This is a genomic window from Mucilaginibacter ginsenosidivorax, from assembly GCF_007971525.1.
GTDB classification, from domain to species: Bacteria; Bacteroidota; Bacteroidia; order Sphingobacteriales; family Sphingobacteriaceae; genus Mucilaginibacter; species Mucilaginibacter ginsenosidivorax.
In genome coordinates, this window is record NZ_CP042437.1 from 6,100,190 (window position 1) to 6,119,584 (window position 19,395).

Annotated in this window: 20 protein-coding genes; 13 read left to right on the top strand and 7 right to left on the bottom strand. The window is 41.1% G+C overall.

The window, feature by feature from the left end:
- Positions 1–518: 518 nt before the first annotated feature.
- A complete protein-coding gene (locus FSB76_RS25490) occupies positions 519–680 on the top strand; it encodes a phosphatidate cytidylyltransferase (RefSeq protein ID WP_147058453.1) in 162 nt (53 codons plus the stop codon).
- 93 nt (positions 681–773) lie between these two features.
- Complete coding sequence (locus tag FSB76_RS25495; RefSeq protein ID WP_147058455.1) at positions 774–1,229, top strand: PA2169 family four-helix-bundle protein; 456 nt, start codon at positions 774–776, stop codon at positions 1,227–1,229.
- Between the two features lie 180 nt (positions 1,230–1,409).
- Here FSB76_RS25495 and FSB76_RS25500 read toward each other — a convergent pair whose 3' ends face one another.
- The 3 genes from FSB76_RS25500 to FSB76_RS25510 all read right to left on the bottom strand — a co-directional run bounded on the left by FSB76_RS25500 (position 1,410) and on the right by FSB76_RS25510 (position 2,379).
- Entirely contained in the window at positions 1,410–1,610 is a 201-nt protein-coding gene (locus FSB76_RS25500; RefSeq protein ID WP_147058457.1) for a hypothetical protein, read from the bottom strand.
- Positions 1,611–1,784: 174 nt separating this feature from the next.
- A complete protein-coding gene (locus FSB76_RS25505) occupies positions 1,785–2,003 on the bottom strand; it encodes a hypothetical protein (RefSeq protein ID WP_147058459.1) in 219 nt (72 codons plus the stop codon).
- A gap of 184 nt (positions 2,004–2,187) precedes the next feature.
- Positions 2,188–2,379 (bottom strand): hypothetical protein, encoded by a 192-nt coding sequence (locus tag FSB76_RS25510; protein ID WP_147058461.1) that lies wholly within the window; start codon positions 2,377–2,379, stop codon positions 2,188–2,190.
- Between the two features lie 420 nt (positions 2,380–2,799).
- Here FSB76_RS25510 and FSB76_RS25515 point away from each other — a divergent pair, with 420 nt between their 5' ends.
- The gene (locus FSB76_RS25515) at positions 2,800–3,369 is read left to right on the top strand and encodes an RNA polymerase sigma factor (protein WP_147058463.1); all 570 of its coding nucleotides are present in this window, start codon (positions 2,800–2,802) and stop codon (positions 3,367–3,369) included.
- Positions 3,370–3,384: 15 nt separating this feature from the next.
- Complete coding sequence (locus tag FSB76_RS25520) at positions 3,385–4,485, top strand: S1C family serine protease (RefSeq protein WP_147058465.1); 1,101 nt, start codon at positions 3,385–3,387, stop codon at positions 4,483–4,485.
- Positions 4,486–4,888: 403 nt separating this feature from the next.
- Here the strand turns inward: FSB76_RS25520 and FSB76_RS25525 are convergent, their stop codons facing one another.
- The gene (locus tag FSB76_RS25525; RefSeq protein WP_394349442.1) at positions 4,889–6,013 is read right to left on the bottom strand and encodes an NADH-quinone oxidoreductase subunit D; all 1,125 of its coding nucleotides are present in this window, start codon (positions 6,011–6,013) and stop codon (positions 4,889–4,891) included.
- A 328-nt stretch (positions 6,014–6,341) separates the two neighbouring features.
- Here FSB76_RS25525 and FSB76_RS25530 point away from each other — a divergent pair, with 328 nt between their 5' ends.
- From FSB76_RS25530 to FSB76_RS25545, 4 genes are all read left to right on the top strand, one after another.
- Positions 6,342–7,151, top strand: a complete 810-nt coding sequence (locus FSB76_RS25530; protein WP_147058467.1) for an SDR family oxidoreductase — start codon at positions 6,342–6,344, stop codon at positions 7,149–7,151.
- Positions 7,152–7,318: 167 nt separating this feature from the next.
- A complete protein-coding gene (locus FSB76_RS25535) occupies positions 7,319–8,632 on the top strand; it encodes an MFS transporter (protein ID WP_147058469.1) in 1,314 nt (437 codons plus the stop codon).
- 452 nt (positions 8,633–9,084) lie between these two features.
- Positions 9,085–10,941, top strand: coding sequence for a Fe-S protein assembly chaperone HscA (hscA, locus tag FSB76_RS25540; RefSeq protein WP_147058471.1), 1,857 nt, complete (start codon positions 9,085–9,087; stop codon positions 10,939–10,941).
- Between the two features lie 21 nt (positions 10,942–10,962).
- A complete protein-coding gene (locus tag FSB76_RS25545) occupies positions 10,963–11,976 on the top strand; it encodes a hypothetical protein (protein WP_147058473.1) in 1,014 nt (337 codons plus the stop codon).
- 430 nt (positions 11,977–12,406) lie between these two features.
- On the opposite strand, the gene FSB76_RS25550 is transcribed toward FSB76_RS25545, so the two are convergent.
- On the bottom strand, positions 12,407–12,697 hold the full coding sequence (locus FSB76_RS25550) for a hypothetical protein (protein WP_147058475.1): 291 nt from the start codon (positions 12,695–12,697) through the stop codon (positions 12,407–12,409).
- A gap of 118 nt (positions 12,698–12,815) precedes the next feature.
- Here FSB76_RS25550 and FSB76_RS25555 point away from each other — a divergent pair, with 118 nt between their 5' ends.
- Positions 12,816–13,961: a tetratricopeptide repeat protein gene (locus FSB76_RS25555; protein WP_147058477.1), complete on the top strand. Its 1,146-nt coding sequence runs from the start codon at positions 12,816–12,818 to the stop codon at positions 13,959–13,961.
- 212 nt (positions 13,962–14,173) lie between these two features.
- Here the strand turns inward: FSB76_RS25555 and FSB76_RS25560 are convergent, their stop codons facing one another.
- Both FSB76_RS25560 and FSB76_RS25565 read right to left on the bottom strand, forming a co-directional pair.
- Positions 14,174–14,758 carry a riboflavin synthase gene (locus tag FSB76_RS25560; RefSeq protein ID WP_147058479.1) on the bottom strand — a complete coding sequence of 195 codons (585 nt, stop codon included), beginning with the start codon at positions 14,756–14,758 and terminating at the stop codon, positions 14,174–14,176.
- A 792-nt stretch (positions 14,759–15,550) separates the two neighbouring features.
- Positions 15,551–16,048 carry an SRPBCC family protein gene (locus tag FSB76_RS25565; protein ID WP_147058481.1) on the bottom strand — a complete coding sequence of 166 codons (498 nt, stop codon included), beginning with the start codon at positions 16,046–16,048 and terminating at the stop codon, positions 15,551–15,553.
- A gap of 117 nt (positions 16,049–16,165) precedes the next feature.
- Between FSB76_RS25565 and FSB76_RS25570 the strand changes: the two genes are divergently transcribed.
- The 4 genes from FSB76_RS25570 (at position 16,166) to FSB76_RS25585 (ending at position 19,384) form a co-directional block, all read left to right on the top strand.
- Complete coding sequence (locus FSB76_RS25570; RefSeq protein WP_147058483.1) at positions 16,166–16,624, top strand: NUDIX domain-containing protein; 459 nt, start codon at positions 16,166–16,168, stop codon at positions 16,622–16,624.
- 113 nt (positions 16,625–16,737) lie between these two features.
- Positions 16,738–17,712, top strand: coding sequence for an ABC transporter substrate-binding protein (locus tag FSB76_RS25575; RefSeq protein WP_147058485.1), 975 nt, complete (start codon positions 16,738–16,740; stop codon positions 17,710–17,712).
- A gap of 56 nt (positions 17,713–17,768) precedes the next feature.
- Complete coding sequence (locus FSB76_RS25580) at positions 17,769–18,638, top strand: ABC transporter permease (protein ID WP_147058487.1); 870 nt, start codon at positions 17,769–17,771, stop codon at positions 18,636–18,638.
- The gene (locus FSB76_RS25585; protein ID WP_147058489.1) at positions 18,635–19,384 is read left to right on the top strand and encodes an ABC transporter ATP-binding protein; all 750 of its coding nucleotides are present in this window, start codon (positions 18,635–18,637) and stop codon (positions 19,382–19,384) included. Before FSB76_RS25580 ends, FSB76_RS25585 begins: the two co-directional genes overlap by 4 nt.
- The last annotated feature ends 11 nt before the right edge of the window (positions 19,385–19,395 follow it).

Sequence of the window (19,395 nt, forward strand, 5' to 3'; positions counted from 1 at the left end):
TAATGCAATTTTCGCATTTAATGTTTGGTTGTATTTGAAAAGTCATAGCAAAATGTAGTTATAAATAGATAAATCAAAATTATGAAAATGTTTTAGCATTGGCTAAAATTTAACAAAAAACTGCACTATACGTATGCAGTTTACGTACGTTAATACCTGATGTTGTTGTAGCTGAAATGTTATTGGCACTTTCTTCTCGGGATGATGAGTACAATAAGTGTTCCGTTTTTTAAGTTGTTTGTTGATTAATACTTATTTGATATGTTGTTTGGCGAAATAAACAGTAGCTTATAGATAAAGCATTCAATTTAAGCTGATTTGAATTGTTTTATCAGTTAATATGTACCAGGATATAACGAGACAGGCGTATGGTTTACTATACATTGTATTAAAGTTTTACGCAGTTTTGATACACAGGCTAATAAAACACTGTATACAAAAAGAGGCTTGATTTTTGCATTTGCTAAAGCAGGATGGCAAAAGGCTGTCATAAAACTCCATCAACTTAAAATATTGTTATGAAAAAAGTTCATTTATTGATGATCGCACTGATCATGCTTACGCTAAACAGCTGCTCGGTTATTACCGGGATATTTAAGGCCGGTGCCGTTGTTGGCGTTATTGCGGTTATCGTAGTTATTTTGGTTATTGTGTGGTTGATCTCATTATTCAGGAAGTAATAACTTGTTATTTCTTATAGGGATAATTATTAATTATTTAATTAAACAATTTAATTTTTGATAGGTTATAGTTGTATAAAAACATAATTTATCATGGAAAATACACAAGCAACAGCAGAAGTTTTAAACGACCTGGTTCAAATTAATAACGACAGGATAAAGGGCTATGAACGGGCTCTTAAAGAATTGAAAGATGGCGAAACTGATTTGAGGACGCTTTTTTTAAGCTTAATTGATGCCAGTAACCGTTATAAGAATGAATTGGGCAAAGAAGTTGAAGTTTTAGGAAAAGATATTGATACAGGTACTTCAACCGGTGGTAAAATACACCGTGCCTGGCTTGACGTGAAGGCTGCTTTTACCGCCCATGACACGCACGATATTTTAGAAGAGTGTGAGTTTGGCGAAGACGCTATTGTAAAAGCCTACCGCGACGCATTGGCCGAAGAATATATACCCGGATTTTTACGCGACCTGATAAACAGGCAACATGACGAAATTTTGGATGCCCATGACGAAATCAAAGCATTGCGCGATAGCGTTCATTGATTTCGGATCGAGTAATTAGTATCAAGACGCGTTGGATATGCCGGTTTCGCTTCCTTGTACTTTTTTAAGCAAATATTTTAATACAATTAAAAAAAAATCTTGATACCTGCGACTTGGTACTATACAAAAAACGCCTTCGAAAATCGAAGGCGTTTTTTGTAGAATCTAAAAAAAGTAAGATTACATTTTTTTAGCAGTGTCTTTCTTAGTTGTGTCTTTCTTAGCAGTGTCCATTTTAGTGGTATCTTTCTTAGCAGTGTCCATTTTAGCAGTGTCCATTTTAGCGGTATCTGTACCTGAAGCAGAACCAGAACCTTTACAAGCTGCAAATGAAGTAGCGATAGCTAAGGCAACTAAGCCTAATTTGAATGAATTTTTCATGTTCAATTTTTTAATGAGTGATTTAATAGTTTTTTTGGTTAATACCCGAAATAAAAAAAGGTAACCCATAATTTTTAAATAAAATTACAGATCACCTTTTTTATTACAAAAAAACTAATAAATCTATAAAAAGGCGTGAAGATTTATACTTCAGCCAGTTTAAAGGCTTAATAATTATTTTTTAGCTGTATCTTTTTTTACAGAGTCAACTTTAGCTGCACCAGCTTTAGCAGTTGAATCAGTTGCAGCAGTTGAATCTTTTTTCACTGAATCAACTTTAGCTGAATCTTTTTTAGCTGAATCAACAGAAGTAGAAGAACCAGAACCTTTACAAGCTGCAAATGAAGTAGCGATAGCTAAGGCAACTAAGCCTAATTTGAATGAATTTTTCATGTTTTGAGTTTTATGAGTTTTAATTTTTTTTTGATCGTTCGGTAGTTAATACAATTAATGATAAAAGGTAACCCATGATTTTTAAAAAAAATATTGGTTACCTTTTATCAAAAAAAACTATTAAACCATCAAAAGAACTACAGGTAGTACCCTGGCTCTTTTTAACTAGTGCGACAGCAGTCAGTTATTTTTTAACTGTGTCTTTTTTTACTGTATCAACTTTGGTTGTATCAGTTTTAACTGTAGAGTCAACTTTAACTGTAGAGTCAACTTTAACGGTAGTATCACCACCTTCTTTTTTAGCATTACCATTACAAGCAGCGAAAGAAGCAGCAATAACTAAAGCAACAAAGCTGGTTTTTAATAAATTTTTCATCGTTGTGTGTTTTAAAATGTTAGTATTTTTTGATCGTTTACTGTTGTTAATACAGTTTTATGAAAAAGGTAACCCATGAAATTAATTAAAAATAAAATTTTTAGATTTTTGGTTATTTTTTGATTGGCGGCGATGAGTTTGGGTGCCACTTTTTTTTTGCAGATTTGCCCTGCAATAATATAATTACTTTGGGGGTTACCTTATTTACATTTATAGTATTAACATTGAATAGAATCAAGAATTAAGAGTCAGGAATCAAGAATCTAAAAAAGGAAAGATCCCGGGTTGAGTTATCCGGGCGGGTAATTAAAATGCGCCATTTTTATTGGGTTTAAATACATTTTATTCAGTCTTAATTCTTGACTCTTGTTTCTTTTTTTCACAACGTTGGGTTACATTTTGGCATAAACAGTATTAAGAGTGAATAAAGACTTAAAAGCTTCGGCACCAACAGATAGCGAAATAGTTCTCGGGATACTTAACAATTCGGAAATAGTACTGAAAAGGTTATACACAACCTATTTTCCGATGATATTACAGTTAATTATCAACAATAACGGAAACGAGGATGATGCCAAGGATATATACCAGGAAGCTATTATTGTTCTTTATAACAAGATAAAATCGGGCGAGTTTGAGTTAAGCAGTAAGCTTAAAACATACATTTACTCGGTTTGCCGCAGGCTTTGGCTTAAAAGGTTAAGCCAGATGAACAGGTACGGGGGCGATATCAGGGATTTTGAAGAGTATCTGCCTGTTGATGATGAGGTTGAAAAACATAATGACCGGGATATACAGTTTAATAAAATGGAGGCGGCCCTTCAGTTGTTAGGCGAACCCTGTAAAACTATTATGGAAGATTTTTATATACATAACAAATCTATGCAGGAGATTTGTGAACGTTTTGGGTACACCAATGCCGATAATGCCAAAACGCAAAAGTATAAATGCCTGCAAAGGTTGAAAAAATTATTTTTTCAGCAGAAGTAAAAGGAGTGTAAAGAGATGAGCGAGAATCTTATTCTGGAATTGATTGACAGGTACCTAAACGGCGATATGACCGCCGGCGAGCGTGCCGAATTTGAGACATTGCGTAAAAACGACGCTAATGTTGACAGCAAAGTAATAGAGCATAAACTATTTGTAGGGCTAATTAAACAATACGGCGAACGCGTTGAACTGGAGAAACGCCTGGATGCTATCCACAGCGAGATTGATGTGCATACACTAAAAGAAGAGCTTTTAATTAAGCCCAACTGGATAGTAAATATGTGGAGGCACCACCATTCAAAAATATCGGTAGCTGCATCGATAGCCATTTTTGCAATATTGAGCACTTTGTTTTTTACCGGGAAACTGAATAATCATGATTTAAGCTATGTACAGTTAAAGGATCAGATTAAAAGAGTTGAGGATAAAGCCAACGACTTACAAAATCAAACAAATACCATTATCAAAGAAACCCATGCGAAGCCCAGAAATACCAATCCGGGTAAATACAGGGGTACTGGTTTCGCTTTATCATCTAACGGTTATATAGCCACAGATTTTCACGTTGTAGATGGTGCCGATTCGGTATATGTTCAAAATGCGGCCGGGGAATCATTCCATGCTAAAGTGATCTATACAGAACCCCAATATGATATAGCTGTATTGCAGATTAATGATCCGGCGTTTAAAGATCTGGGCAATGTGCCTTACAATTTTAAGAAATCATTAAGCGATTTGGGTGAAGATGTTTACACCTTCGGTTATCCAAGCGGTGAAGAAAATTACGGTCCAGGTTCGTTAACAGCAAGAAATGGCCACTCCGGCGATACAACTGAATACCAGGTATCTATTCCCGTTAATCCCGGTAATAGCGGTGGCCCGTTGTTAGATAGTAAAGGAAATGTTGTTGGTATTATAAGCGGCAGGCAGCCCGAGATGGCCGGCGCAGGTTTTGCAAAAAAATCAACTTATCTATTAAAAGCGATACAAAATATACCATCCGATTCATTGAGTAAAGATTTAACCTTAAGTACAAAAAATACCCTGGCAGGTTTAAGCCGCCCACAGCAGGTAAAAAAGCTAAAAAACTATGTGTTCATGGTTAAAGCTTATTAATACGCCCAATTCCAATAAAAATTAATAATTAAAAGGAGATACCGTAAGGTGTCTCTTTTTTGATTAGCGACTTTTTTCCGAACCGAGGATTCTCCGGATTTAGCAGACTTTTTTGGATTTTGTTGTCTGAACTCGAATTAAACGAATTTTTAGAATTTCTCGAATTGGCTTTCCAAGTTGTTTCGGTACCTGTTTTAACCAACCACAGGCACCAATATTTGGATGCGCTTAAATGCAAAAAACACCAATTTAGTGTTAACCATGATAAAAAGTTAAAGCATTGATTATTAGGTATTTGCAAATATATTCTCCAAAATGTGTTAAGTTATGTTAACCCAACTCGATGCGTTTGTGCGGTACAGGCAATCCCATTTGGGTATCATGGTAGTTAGTATAAGAATGCTTACCTATCCACCTCACCCAAAACAAAATCTATTGATCCTACAATGGCAATCAAATCGGCAATCAATACGCCTTTTGAAATTTCGGGGAGTACAGAGAGGTTGTTAAAGCTTGGTCCGCGGGCTTTTACACGGGTGGGGATTTCGGATTTTCCGTCGGCTACAAAGTAAAAACCCAGTTCGCCTTTGGCGCCTTCGCAACGTATGTAATAATCCTGCGCTTTGGGAATGGTTTTGCGGGGCATTTTGGCACGCGGGTCAAAATCGGGCGTGCGTTTGAGTTCTTTCTGCAATCTGTCGAGGCATTGCTCTACAATTCTTACTGATTGTTCAATTTCGTCAACGCGTACTTTGTAACGGTCCCAGCAGTCGCCCACTTTGCCCATCAGGCCGGTACCTATCGGGATCTCGAAATCAAGTTCGGGGTAGGCCGAATAGTTATCAATACGGCGTAAATCCCATTTAAGGCCCGATGCCCGCAGCATAGGGCCGCTACAGCCGTAGTTAATGGCTACATCTAAAGGCAGTATGCCAACCTTTGCCGTGCGCGATATAAATACCTGGTTGTCGGTTAGGAGTTGGTTAAGCTCAACCATTTTGGGTTTAAAATACTCTACAAAATCGCGGCAACGCTCTTCAAAGCCTACCGGCAAATCGTAAAACAGGCCGCCAACCCAAATGTAGTTATACAACATGCGCGAACCGGAGGCCCACTCCAGCATGCCCATAATATGCTCCCGATCCCTAAAGCACCATAAAAAAGGAGTGAAAGCGCCAATATCAATACCGTAGGTGCCAATAGCAATCAGGTGCGATGCAATTCGGTTAAGTTCGCAAACCAGCACGCGGATGTATTCGATACGTTTAGGGATATCTTTATCGATGCCCATCATCCGTTCAACTCCCATCACAAAAGCGTGGCTGTTGTTCATCGATGCCAGGTAATCAAGCCTGTCGGTAAACGGGATGGTCTGTTGGTAGGTTAATGATTCGGCATGTTTTTCAAAACAGCGGTGCAGATAACCAATATGCGGTATTACTTCCTTTACAATTTCGCCATCGGTTATCAGCTCCAAACGCAAAACGCCATGGGTAGACGGATGCTGCGGGCCCATATTGAGCACCATATCCTCTACACTGGCATCGGCAATTTTTTTATTGTAATTAAGTAATGCCTCTTCGTATTTTGAATTAGAGATAACCAATGTTTCGCGGTGTTTTGTTGCGGCCAAAAATCAGTATTTTTTTTGTTTATCGGGCTAAAATGATGTAAAATTAAGTGAGCGTTTAAGTTTTTAATGAGCCTTTGGCGCGCCGCCACCTGTAGGTTTTAAAATACTTTAGGGTTTTTTGCTATATGCCATCGCACGCTGATTATAATTTTATAGTTTTATGGCAAATTATTTCCCTGCATAAATAATTCAAAACTTAAAGTATTTAATCACTAATCAAAAAATGAAAAAAGTAATTCTTGTAACAGGGGCATCATCCGGTTTAGGTTTGGCTACTGCAACAGCACTTGCTGCCCAGGGCCACACCGTTTATGGTACCACGCGCGATATTAAACGCATCAGCGATGTATCATTTATGCCTTTACAAATGGATGTTACCGATGATGCATCTGTAAACGCGGCTATTGCAACCATTATTAAGGCCGAAGGCAAGATTGATGTTTTGGTTAACAATGCAGGTAATGGCATTACAGGTCCGCTTTATGCCATGCCGGTTGATGCCGCCAAAAAGCAGTTTGAAGTTAACTTTTTTGGGGTAGTACGTGTGAGCAGCGCCGTTTTACCGGGTATGATTGAAAAAGGGCAGGGCCTGGTTATCAATATAGGCTCATTGGCCGGGTTGTTTGGCCTGCCTTACCAGGGCTTATACAGCGCATCAAAATTCGCGATAGAAGGCTACTCCGAAAGCCTGCGTATGGAATTACAAAATACAGGTGTTAAGGTATCTGTGGTAAATCCCGGTGATTTTAAAACCGACTTTACCGGCAACCGCGAAAAATTGCCTTTTACCCTCAAAAATGATAAACTGAAAGCCGAGTTTGATGCCGCTGTTGCCGCCATGGAAAAAGATGAAAGCATTGGCGCCGCACCTTCAAAACTGGCAGCCCAAATTGTTAAAATAGTAGGCAAATCAAAACCTGCCCACAGCTATTTGGTTGGTGCCATTGGCCAAACCATAGTACCTACCCTGAAGGCCATTTTACCAGGCCCCATCTTTGTAAAATTAATGAACGATCATTACGGGATTAAATAGGTTGGTGAGTGGTTGATTAAGTTGGATTAGGTTTATTGGGTTGATTAAGTTGATCAATTTAACGGGTACGCAATCACATGTTGCTCAACTCAATCTAACTAAATCTTAGGTATTTAACTTAATCAACCCATTCAACTCAATCCAACCTAATCAATTAACCCAAAACAATGCAAGAAAAAAATAACAAGAAAACCATCTGGGGATGGGCTATGTTCGATTGGGCCAACCAATCGTATAATATGGTGATCACTTCTACCATATTCCCGGCTTATTATGTAGGGATTACGCAGTATAATAACCCGGGCGGCATGGTTACCTTTTTTGGCCACCGGTATGTAAATACGGTATTGTCAAATTACATCCTGGGCCTTTCGTACCTTATTATAGTAGTTTTATTGCCGATACTAACCTCCATCGCCGATTATAAGGGCCACAAAAAACTGTACATGCAGTTGTTTACCTGGCTGGGGGTACTTGCCTGTTTTGGCTTGTATTTTTTTGAGATGAAGACCTTTGAGTTTGGGATGATATGTTTCGGGCTGGCCTCTGTAGGGTATTGCGGCGGCTTTGTGTTTTATAACTCCTATCTGCCGCAAATAGCCACCATTGATAAGCAGGATGCCGTAAGCGCCAAGGGTTTTATTTATGGTTTTGCAGGCAGTATTGTGGTGCAGGTACTTTGTTTGGTATTTGTGCAATGGCATGCCTGGTTCGGGATGACCGAAGATAAATCGGCCCAACTCTCTTTTCTGATAGTGGCCTTATGGTGGATAGGGTTCTCGCTTATTCCATTTTACCTTTTACCCAAGGGAACGCCCAATGCAGGATCGCATGAGTATAACGTGTTTACCGGTGGTTTTAAGGAATTGGCTAAGGTTTTCAAAAAAGTTAAACAGCTGCCTTTATTAAAACGGTTTTTACCGGCATTTTTCTTTTACTCGGTAGGTGTACAGACCATTTTGCTGGTTGCTGCCAACTTTGCTGCCAAAGAGCTTAAAATGCCGGATGACGCTTTGATAGGCATAATATTGGTTATCCAGGTGGTGGCCATCATTGGCGCTGCAATAACTGCTAAAGCATCAGAAAGATACGGCAATGTTAAAGCCCTATCGGTTATCGTGGGGCTGTGGTGTGTAATATGTGCCTGCGTGTATTTTATTGCCAACGCAAACCAGTTTTATGTCGCTGCCGTTTTTGTTGGCCTTGTTATGGGGGCGGTACAATCGTTATCGCGCTCAACCTATTCTAAATACATCCCCCCAAACATTCCGGATACCGCATCGTATTTTAGCTTTTATGATGTTACCGAAAAATTATCAATTGTGGTAGGTTTGTTCACTTTCGGGTTTGTAGAGGGGTGGACGGGCGAGATGCGCGATTCGGCCCTGGTATTGGATGGTTTTTTTGCTATCGGGTTTATTTTGCTGATCTCGCTGTTGGTATTTGAACGCAAAGTGAAAGCTGCAGAAGCGTTGGCGTAAACTGAATCAGAATTTTTCACCTTTTGTTTGTTTTTAAGAGGTGTTCAAGAAAGCTATGCCATTTTCAGAATGAGAGAATGTCCAGAATCTATTTCAATAGAAAGGATCCTGTTAATTCTTAAATTCTGAAAATTCTGATTCAGACAAACAAATAAGCCCGATGAATTACTTCAACGGGCTTCCTCACTTTAACTATTTCCCCCTCTGAAATGGATGTGATAAGGTCGTATATTTTCTAATTACTCAGCGTTTATAGTTTACAACAGGTTTGGTTGAACAAACATAGCTTATATATAAGGTTTATGAAATACCCCGAAATAGGTATTTATGAGAAATAATACCCGGCTAATTGAGGTTCGGCAGGTCTGCAAGCCTGATTTTGATAATTAGAGATTGAAAAGACACAGCATCTGCCAAAACTGAGTACATTTGCGGTTTGTTAAGTAAAAGTAATGGCTAAAGTTTCTATCAACCTGGCAACAGGCTCGCTGCAAAAAGAGGATATCATTGTAGGTATCGATCTGGGTACTACCAACTCACTGGTGGCTTTTATTAATCCTGATAAGCAACCTCATGTTATAAATGATACAGGTAAGGGTGTTTTAGTACCTTCAGTAGTCCATTTTGGGTCTACAGGAGATGTTTTGGTAGGTAACGAGGCTAAAGAATATTTGATAACCGATCCGCAGAATACCGTTTTTTCGGTAAAGCGCTTATTGGGGCGCAGCTATCATGACATCGAAAATTATAAAGATTTTTTCTCGTACAAGGTTATTGATGACGATACCGAGAGCCTGGTAAAAATTAAAGTAGGCGATAAATTTTATACGCCTATTGAATTATCGGCCCTGATACTAAAAGAGTTAAAAGCCCGCGCCGAGCATGCGCTTAAAACCCCTGTTAACCGCGCGGTAATAACGGTTCCGGCTTATTTTAATGATTCGCAGCGGCAGGCTACCCGCGATGCCGGTAAACTGGCCGGGCTGGATGTTTTACGTATTGTGAATGAGCCAACTGCAGCCAGTTTAGCCTATGGCATTGGGCTCGATCCTGAAGAAGTAAAAACCATAGCCGTGTATGACCTGGGCGGCGGTACGTTTGATGTATCGGTACTGCAAATCCAGAACGGGATTTTTGAGGTATTGGCGACAAATGGAGACACCTTTTTGGGTGGCGACGATTTTGACCGCATTATTGTTGATTACTGGATTGAAAAAAATAAGCTGGACAAAGCCGGAATAATAGCCAATAACGAACTTGCACAGCAATTGCGCCTTAAAGCAGAAGAAGCCAAGAAGGCATTTGCACACCAAAGCCTGTTTAACGAAAAGATAGGCGAGATATGGTGTACGCTGGACAGGAACACGTTTGAAGAACTGATTATGCCCAAGGTACAGCAAACCATTACCAGTTGCCAAAATGCGCTGAAGGATGCCAAGCTGACCATAGCAGAGATTGATGAGGTGATCATGGTGGGCGGATCAACCCGTACGGCATTGGTTAAAAAAATGGTGGCCGAATTTTTTAACCGCCCGGTACATGATGATGTTAACCCCGATGAGGTGGTTGCATTGGGTGCGGCTATACAGGCCGATATACTGGCCGGCAACCGTAAAGATATTTTACTACTCGATGTTACCCCGTTATCCCTCGGCATCGAGACCATGGGCGGCCTGATGGATGTAATTATACCCCGCAACAGTAAGGTGCCTACCAAAGGCGGCAGGCAATACACCACGTCGATAGACGGGCAGGTGAATATGAAAATTGCTGTTTACCAGGGCGAGCGCGACCTGATCAAAGAAAACCGTAAACTGGCCGAGTTTAACCTGAAAGGCATCCCGAGTATGCCGGCAGGTTTCCCTAAAGTAGATATCAACTTTTTGCTGAATGCCGATGGCATCCTGACTATACAGGCTATTGAATTGCGCAGTGGTGTTAAGCAGGAGGTTGAGGTAAAACCCACCTATGGCATTACCGACGAACAGGTAGAACAAATGCTGATGGATAGCATTACCCACGCCAAAGACGACGTTACAGAACGTATGCTGATAGAAGCACGTACCGAAGGCGAGCAGATGATTTACACCGTGGAGCGGTTTTTGCAAAAGAACGGTAGCTATGTATCGGCAGAGGAAACTGAACAAACAATCAGCTATATAGCCGCTTTAAAAAATGCCATTGCTACAGGAGATAAAGACCTCATTTTGAAAAATATAGACCAGGTAAACGAATTTACCCGGCCCTTTGCCGAACGGTTAATGGATCAGGCAATTAGTACTGCGATGCGTGGCAAGAGTATTGAATAATATACAGAACTAACTTTATAGATGAGAAGAATTACGGCAGTACTTACATTTCTGGCCCTCGCGGCTGTTTTTTTACAAGGTTCATTTAATAAAGTTTATGCAGCCGGTGTTGTAATCCGAAACGCAAAAGACACCACCAAAAATATTACCGCACTTGATACCGCGCGTTACGATTCATTGATGAAGCGGATGGCCAATGGCGATAAAACCGGGCGCTGGCCTGTAAAAAACGCACCATTGCCATTGCCCGGCGCTATTTTACCTTTTAACCGGGTAGTAGCTTATTATGGCAATATGTACTCAAAAAATATGGGTGTTTTAGGCGAGTACGAGCCTAAAGTAATGATGGACAAACTAAAGACCGAGTGCAAGGTTTGGGAAAAGGCCGATACGCTTACCCCTGTAATACCAGCCCTGCATTACATTTGCGTAACTGCCCAGGCCGATGCCGGCCGCAATGGCTTGCATAACCTGCGGATGCCTTTTAGCCAGATAGATAAAGTAATAGCCATGGCAAAAACCATGAATGCCCTGGTATTTCTTGATCTGCAGGTTGGTTTCAGCACCGTTCAAACTGAGATTCCCAAACTTGAAAAATATTTGCTGATGCCCAATGTACATTTGGGCATCGACCCGGAATTTAGCATGAAAGAGGGGAGTGTACCCGGTAAACGCATTGGTACATTTGATGCCGACGATATTAACTATGTATCCAAATACCTGGCTGGCCTGGTCAGGAAAAATAACATGCCGCCTAAAATTTTTATCGTACACCGCTTTACCAAACGCATGGTAACCAATTACAAAGATATTAAACTAAGCAGCGAAGTTCAGTTAGTGATGGATATGGATGGCTGGGGCGGCCCCGACCTTAAAAAGGGTACCTATAAATATTTTATCGCTGCCGAGCCTGTACAATTTACCGGTTTCAAACTGTTTTATAAAAACGATATCAAAAACGGGCCTAAACGTATGCTAACGCCTAAAGAGGTGCTGGCATTGAAACCGAGCCCTGTTTATATACAGTATCAGTAAAATAGAAGCAAGAATTAAGAGTCAAGAATCAAGACAATTTTTTTCGATTAGCTGCCGCGAGGTTTTACCTCGTGGTGAAACATGGCTTCAGCTTTCAGCTGAAAATTTCTGTTTTTAAAAAGCTTGATATTCTGCTTATTCTTTAATTCTGTAAACGGCGCAGCCTTCTTGAACACCTCTTAAAAGCAAACAAAAGGTGAAAAATTCTGATTCAGACAATTGCGATAGGGATAAAAGCGGATACCGGCCTGTGAATAAGGCCTGTGTAGTATGAGCGGTTAGCCCGGGCCGAAGGCATCGCCCTTAAAAAATCAAAAGTTAAAAATCAAAAGTTAAAAATCGAAAGTCAAAAATGCTTTCCGGCAGGATATTGGTATTGATATGTTCAGTTAGGTTCATTAAAAAATCCCCGTTTACGGGGACTTTCTTTTTACAACTTGCCAATCGCTTCCTGCTCTCTTAGCGCGGCAATGTTATTTTTATCGCTGTAGGTTTCGGTTTGGCTGGCAAAGTCTTGCAGGATGCTGGCAATAGTGTCCAGGTTATCGGCAACACGCTGGTGCATGTCGGGCAAATCTTTTTCCAGGCGTTTATCGCCAAGCTCAATGTTATCTACTTCTATTTTAGCAAGTTTGGTGATGATTGCCTGCTGGCTGTTTTTTAAATCTTCCAGTTCATGGACAATTTTCTCCATCAGTCCGAATTTCTTTAGCTTATCCATAAGTTGTGTTTTTTAATTGTTATATCTACTCAACCTCAAATAACAAAAATTGTTTACCATTTGGATATTTGATATATAACTAATAATTTAGTTTAAAATAACTAATGTGTTAGTTGATATGAAGAATATAATAATCTGCCTGTTTTTAGCGTGCTTAATTAAACCCGCTATTGCACAGCAAACCACTGCTGCAAGCGATGCGTTACTATTAGATTACTACCAAAGCCAGCGATTTGCAGAGGCTGCCGACCTGCTAAAGCAAACCTATCCCGAACCTGTAACCGATATAAAAATACTGGGCAAACTGGCCTACACATCGCAAATGGCCGGTAAACTGCCCGATGCTGAGGGGTATTACCAACGCATGTATGTGATAGATTCTACCACTAAGGCGGTGCTTTATAGCCTGGGTTCTATCAACTTAAGAAGGGGGAATAACGCTAAGGCGTTAATGTACTACCAGGTATTGGCTCAAAAAGACTCAACCAATTTTTATGTTTTTAAACAGTTGGCAAAAATTAGCCAGGATAAAAACGACCTGGATAAGATGACCATGTACCTGCAAAAAGCCAATAAGCTAAACCCTGCCGATGCCGATGTGGCATCTGACTTAAGCGATATGTACGTAAACCTAAAGCTTAACACACAAGCCGAAAAGGTGCTGGATGGAGCTATAAGCCAGGACCCTGAAAACATTGTGCTGTTGCAAAGCCTGCTGAAACTTTCATATGCCGAAAAGAAATATGATATAGTAAAAAGCACTTGTCTGAAACTGATAGCCGCCGGCGCCGATAATGGTTTGGTATTGACTAAACTGGAATCGGCTTATTACAACCTGAAGCAATATGAATGCAGTATTGATGTTTTTAAACGGATTCCGGAAGTAAGCCAATCAGAAACCAGCTACTATATTGCCGCGCTGGCTTATAAAGAACTCAAAGATCAGCCGATGGCGATTGAAAACCTGGGCAAAGCTATTGAAGCAGGCATATCGCCCAATATAAGTGATTATTACACCGAAATGGCCGATAGCTACGATGTACGGAAAAAATACAAAGCGGCGATAGCTGCCTATGAAAAGGCCCTTCAATTTGATGAGAAACCTATTATTTATTACCTGATGGCCACGATATACGATGGATCGCTCAAAAACAAAAAAATGGCCGTTAAGTACTACAAAAAATTTATGACCGGTAAACCGACAGGCAAACAGCAAAAGTATGTTAGTTATGCTATGGCGAGGGTTACGGAACTATCGCGATAGGCTGCGCTTAATATCCGGATAGTGTTGAAATTTATATCCCTCAGCAAAAAAAGCAGGGAATTGTGCGATTCCTTCCTTGGGGAGGGGGGGGTAAATCAGGCGTTCAATCAACTTTGCAATTCGTCGCTCTGCAAAACCGCTCCCTGCCTTTGCGCTCACTGCCGGCCGACCCCTCCCGTTGGGAGGGAATAAAAAAAAAGCGCGTATCCTACTTACCTATTCATCAACCTTGCCACGTACTTACCTATAATATCAAACTCCAGGTTTACTACCGATCCTTCGCGCACGTTGTGCAGGTTGGTGTGCTCAAAAGTGTAGGGAATAATGGCTACCGAAAAGCTATTGGCCTGCGAATTTACAACCGTAAGGCTGATGCCATTGACGCAAATTGAGCCTTTCTCGACAGTTACATTGCCCGTGGCGGCATCATATTCAAAAGTGTATTCCCAACTGCCGTCAAGCTCTTTAAATGCGGTACAAACGGCGGTTTGGTCAACATGGCCCTGTACAATGTGGCCATCCAGGCGGGCGTTCATTTGCATGCAGCGTTCCAGGTTTACCGGTTCGCCAATTTTAAGGTGCCCCAGGCTGGTTTTATTCAGGGTTTCTTCAATAGCGGTAACCACATGCAGTCCGTCGGCTACGGCCACTACCGTTAGGCAAACGCCGTTATGCGCTACCGACTGATCGATTTTTAACTCGTGCACAATGGCCGACTCAACAGTGATATGTAAATTGCCCTGATCGTGTTTCAGATCGGCTATTTTTCCTAAAGTTTCAATAATGCCTGTAAACATAAAGCGAAGCCCCCTAACCCCCTGAAGCGGGGAATTTTTTGATTGACAAAGCTATAATTATACAGCGGTTTGTTTGTCAGTGTAAAATGAATTTATTTGAATGTATAATGTTTAACACGGGGACCGAAGTGGACAGCCGTTAATTCACAAAATTAGAGGGAATTTAACGCTTGCAAAAGTAGCATAAACCCCGTTTTATTGGTGGGTAAACAGTACAAATTTACATGCTTCCTTTTATTTATCAAAACCGCTATTTTTTCATACATAAATAGTTAAAAATAAGGTATTTATTTGATACTTTTTAGTAATAAATGTGCTATTTTTTTGATACAAAAATTACATTTATTAATACAAAAATAAGATGACATTTTTTTTGCGAAATTTCAGAAAAAACTGCCCGAAAAATCGGGTATCTTAAACTTTAAAACAGCCGGACTTGCCACCGCTATGGCCTTTTAGTGGAACTATTGTGTGTACATATTTTTATACGAGATATCAATTTTGAAAAGCCACTCCGTTAGGAGTGAAATGTCGGTAGAATAATTATTACCGCCTCCCTTTTCGTGCCGTAGGTACGGAACTAACCGCCAAATTTCGCTATTTATCAATGCTCATTCGATCTGAAAAGTTCAATAGTGACGTACCTACGGCACGTAAGGCTATATTTGACTATTTCTACCGACATTCAACCCCTCTGGGGTTTTTCTTAAAAGATGTGTACACATAACAGGTAGTGGATGGGGGAATTAAACCAAACCAGCAGAATAATTGTAAATGGTTAACTATAAAAAATTATTTAAAATTGCTGGCTACGTCAAGCCGCTTATTGCGGAGATCGTTACCGCCTTCGATAACCGATTTCAGGTTGGCCAGGTAAAACGTCCAGCCTATCTGGCATTGCACAAAAAGATTTTTTGACGGATCCAATTCTTCGGGTATGTTTTCCTGGGTTAATTCAACAATGGTTAATCCGTATTTGCTTTGGATATCGACAGTAACAATGCTGCCGCCCGAGAAAGTGAACTTTAGCAAATCGGAACCATTGTTTTCAAGTACCTGCCCGTTTTCTACGGCGGTATCGTCATAGCCATGCCAGTACCAGGAATAGGTATCTTCTTTTTTGATAAACTCGTCGGGTTCGCGCAGGCGGCCGGCAATGGCGTAAAAATCGGCCTTGCGTAAAAACCATTTTTCGAGGCCGGCGGGTGTGGCCCATGATTCATAAATGCTGCGTACATCGGTGTCAAAATCCGCAGTAATTTTAAATTTACTCCATCTTTCGTCTGCCATAGGTTTACTAATTTTAGGTTGTAGTTGGATATAAAAATAACAATATTACTTTAAGCTTGTATAATAAAAAGCTGAAAGCTTAAGGCGGAAGACCTAAAGCTACAAACCCTTAAAAATATGCCCAGGCAAAGTGCAGGAATACTGCTTTATCGCAAATTGAACAATATAATACAAGTCTTCCTGGTTCATCCGGGCGGGCCGTTCTGGAAAAATAAGGATGATGGCGCATGGTCAATCCCGAAAGGCGAATATGAGAGCGATGAAGACCCGCTTGAAGCCGCCAAACGCGAGTTTTACGAAGAAACCGGCCAATATATCGACGGCGAATTTATAGCCCTGAAACCCATCAAACAAAAAAGCGGCAAAATAGTGCAGGCATATTTGGTAGAAGGAGATATAGATGCCGCCAACATTAAGAGCAATTTATTTGAAATGGAGTGGCCGCCAAAATCGGGTAAAATGCAGTCGTTTCCGGAAGTGGATAGGGCAGGGTGGTTTACTATCGGGGAAGCAAAGGTAAAGATTAATATGGGGCAGGTGGGGTTGGTGGAGGAGTTGACGAACAGCCCCCTCTAAATCTCCCCCGGTTGGGGAGACTTTAAATAATTTTCATAATTTTATGCTAACAAAAGCCTTCCCTTCCGGGGAGGGTTGGGAGGGGCTTCGCCTCAAATATTTAACTTAGTACAATGAAGTTTTTCAAATACATTCCCGCTGCTTTATTATTGATTACCATAGCATCATGTAAGCCCAAACCAAAGGCAGTAAATATTCCGGTTGTTGGTTTTATTGATGCTTTTGAAGATGCAACCATATCCCAGGCGCGTACCGGCTTTACCGATGCCTTAAAAAAAGAGGGTTTTAGCGAAGAAAAGAAAACGGTACAGATAGAGTACCGCAATGCCCAGGGAAATATCCCAACGCTCACCCAGATCACCAATTACTTTGTATCAGAAAAGGTTGACCTGTTGGCTACCTGCACCACCTTAGCTACGGTAACCGCTTTGCAAAACACCAAAACCATTCCCGATTTTGCCATGGTATCGCCGGTGCCCGAAAGGATGAAACTATTGAATGACAAAGGCGAGGCTCCTGCAAACCTGTTTGGTGCTTTGGAAGATCTTAATTATATCGATACGTCATTCTCTATTATCCCTAAATTGCTGAAGCCTAAAGGGGCTAAACTGGTTATCGGGATGATTTATAATCAAGCTGAACCGCAATCGGCAGATGCGCTTAACCGGATTAAATCATTGGCCGAAAAGCAGCATATAACCATTGTAGCCCTGCCGGTAAACACATCGGCAGATGCCCAATTGGTTACACAATCGCTGTTAAGCAAAAATATCGATGCTTTTTTCGCCAACCCGGATAATACCGTTTTTGCATCTTTTGAAACCATCCTGAAAAGCTGTAACGAAAAAAATGTTCCCATTTTTACCAGTGAAGCAGGTTTGGTGCAACGGGGTGCTGTAGCCGCTTTTGGCGCCGATATTTACCAATGGGGATACCAGGCAGGCACGCAGGCAGCCCAATACTTAAAAACTCATAAAACCGACGGCCTGAAATGGGAAATGGTAAAAGTGAGGAAGCGGGTATACAATCCCGCTGCGGCAAAAAAATATAACATTACCGTACCATCAAATTTTGAGGCTGTTAAATAATCACTTTACCTTAAATTAGCTTTCAGCTTTACGCATCAGGCTTTCAGCTCCAAAACATGGATTTTTACCTTACCGCTTTATTGCAGGGATTGTGCTTTTCGGCTATTGCGCTGGGAATCTATATCTCTATGAAGATTTTTAATATTCCTGATATCACCACCGATGGCAGTTACACTTTAGGCGGTGCTGTTACGGCGGTAATGCTAAGTCACCATTTATCACCGTACCTTATTTTACCAACGGTGATTATAGCTGGCGGGCTGGCCGGAGCTTTAACGGGGCTTATTCATACCAGGCTAAAAATAAATGCTTTGCTGGCCGGTATCCTGGTCATGACTGCCTTGTACTCCGTCAATCTTACTATTATGGGCCGCTCCAATGTGCCGCTTATAGGTACGGCTTCGTTATTCTCGCTTTTAAACATCGTGGCCGATCCTAACCAAAACACATTTATCCTGCTCTCGGTGTTCGTGGTCATCATAACCTTACTTATTGGCTACCTGCTCAAAACAGATTTCGGAATAGCCATGCGGGCAACCGGCAACAGCGAATCGATGATCCGCGCGTTGGGTGTTAATACCGACAGGATGAAAATTACAGGCCTGGCTCTGGCCAATGCGCTTACGGCACTCAGCGGATACCTCATCGTACAGTTCCAGGGTTTCGCGGATATCAGCATGGGTATCGGAATAGTTATTGTAGGTTTAGGTTCGGTGATTATTGCCGAAACGCTCATTAACTGGTTCCGCATCACTAATGTATGGATCAGTTTGGCCCTGGTTTTGGCAGGGGCCGTGATATTTCAGCTGGTATTGGCCTTTACCCTGGCTATTGGGGTTGATGCCAACTTGCTTAAGCTGGTTACCGCCGCTTTTGTATTGTTAATTGTTAGTCTTCCCCGTTTATCATTCAGTAAAGCCTCATGATAGCTATAAACAATGTACATAAGGTTTTTAATAAGGGAAAGGCCAACCAGGTAAATGCGGTTAATGGCATCACGCTGCAAATTAAAAGCCAAGAGTTTTTGGTGATTGTGGGCTCCAACGGATCGGGTAAAACCACGCTGCTCAATCTGGTTGCAGGCAGCGTTATGCCGGATAGCGGCACAATTGTTATTGATGATAACGATGTAACCAAACTGGCCGACTATAAACGCAGCCAGTGGATAGCCCGTGTTTTTCAAAACCCGATGAGTGGTACGGCATCAGACCTCAGCATACTGGATAACTTTCGCCTGGCGGCTATTCGTACAAAGCCCAAGGGTTTATCCATTGGTATTAATGATAACTTTAAGCGCGAAGTAAAAGATAAGATTGCCACCCTGGGCATGGGGCTCGAAAATAAAATTGAGCAATCCATGGGCACACTCTCGGGCGGGCAGAGGCAGGCCCTTACGCTTTTAATGAGTGTGATAGATAGCTGCAAGGTTTTACTGTTGGACGAACCTACGGCAGCGCTCGACCCCCGCTCGGCCGATGTAGTCATGCGCACTGCAGATAAGCTGATTAGCGATTTTAAATTAACCGCTATATTGATTACCCATAACTTAAAAGACGCCTACACCTATGGCACACGAATAATACAAATGGGAGAGGGGTTGGTAATCAATGATTTAAATCGACAAGAAAAGGCAGGTTTAAAACAAAATGACCTTTTTGACTGGTTTGCTTAAAAACTGGCAAA

Excerpts from the sequence above, each read along its gene's own strand:
- FSB76_RS25490 (WP_147058453.1), top strand. The coding sequence starts at position 519 with ATGAAAAAAGTTCATTTATTGATGATCGCACTGATCATGCTTACGCTA.
- FSB76_RS25495 (WP_147058455.1), top strand. The coding sequence starts at position 774 with ATGGAAAATACACAAGCAACAGCAGAAGTTTTAAACGACCTGGTTCAA.
- FSB76_RS25500 (WP_147058457.1), bottom strand. The coding sequence starts at position 1,610 with ATGAAAAATTCATTCAAATTAGGCTTAGTTGCCTTAGCTATCGCTACT.
- FSB76_RS25505 (WP_147058459.1), bottom strand. The coding sequence starts at position 2,003 with ATGAAAAATTCATTCAAATTAGGCTTAGTTGCCTTAGCTATCGCTACT.
- FSB76_RS25510 (WP_147058461.1), bottom strand. The coding sequence starts at position 2,379 with ATGAAAAATTTATTAAAAACCAGCTTTGTTGCTTTAGTTATTGCTGCT.
- FSB76_RS25520 (WP_147058465.1), top strand. The coding sequence starts at position 3,385 with ATGAGCGAGAATCTTATTCTGGAATTGATTGACAGGTACCTAAACGGC.
- FSB76_RS25525 (WP_394349442.1), bottom strand. The coding sequence starts at position 6,013 with ATGGTGCTCAATATGGGCCCGCAGCATCCGTCTACCCATGGCGTTTTG.
- FSB76_RS25530 (WP_147058467.1), top strand. The coding sequence starts at position 6,342 with ATGAAAAAAGTAATTCTTGTAACAGGGGCATCATCCGGTTTAGGTTTG.
- FSB76_RS25535 (WP_147058469.1), top strand. The coding sequence starts at position 7,319 with ATGCAAGAAAAAAATAACAAGAAAACCATCTGGGGATGGGCTATGTTC.
- hscA (WP_147058471.1), top strand. The coding sequence starts at position 9,085 with ATGGCTAAAGTTTCTATCAACCTGGCAACAGGCTCGCTGCAAAAAGAG.
- FSB76_RS25545 (WP_147058473.1), top strand. The coding sequence starts at position 10,963 with ATGAGAAGAATTACGGCAGTACTTACATTTCTGGCCCTCGCGGCTGTT.
- FSB76_RS25550 (WP_147058475.1), bottom strand. The coding sequence starts at position 12,697 with ATGGATAAGCTAAAGAAATTCGGACTGATGGAGAAAATTGTCCATGAA.
- FSB76_RS25555 (WP_147058477.1), top strand. The coding sequence starts at position 12,816 with ATGAAGAATATAATAATCTGCCTGTTTTTAGCGTGCTTAATTAAACCC.
- FSB76_RS25560 (WP_147058479.1), bottom strand. The coding sequence starts at position 14,758 with ATGTTTACAGGCATTATTGAAACTTTAGGAAAAATAGCCGATCTGAAA.
- FSB76_RS25565 (WP_147058481.1), bottom strand. The coding sequence starts at position 16,048 with ATGGCAGACGAAAGATGGAGTAAATTTAAAATTACTGCGGATTTTGAC.
- FSB76_RS25570 (WP_147058483.1), top strand. The coding sequence starts at position 16,166 with ATGCCCAGGCAAAGTGCAGGAATACTGCTTTATCGCAAATTGAACAAT.
- FSB76_RS25575 (WP_147058485.1), top strand. The coding sequence starts at position 16,738 with ATGAAGTTTTTCAAATACATTCCCGCTGCTTTATTATTGATTACCATA.
- FSB76_RS25580 (WP_147058487.1), top strand. The coding sequence starts at position 17,769 with ATGGATTTTTACCTTACCGCTTTATTGCAGGGATTGTGCTTTTCGGCT.
- FSB76_RS25585 (WP_147058489.1), top strand. The coding sequence starts at position 18,635 with ATGATAGCTATAAACAATGTACATAAGGTTTTTAATAAGGGAAAGGCC.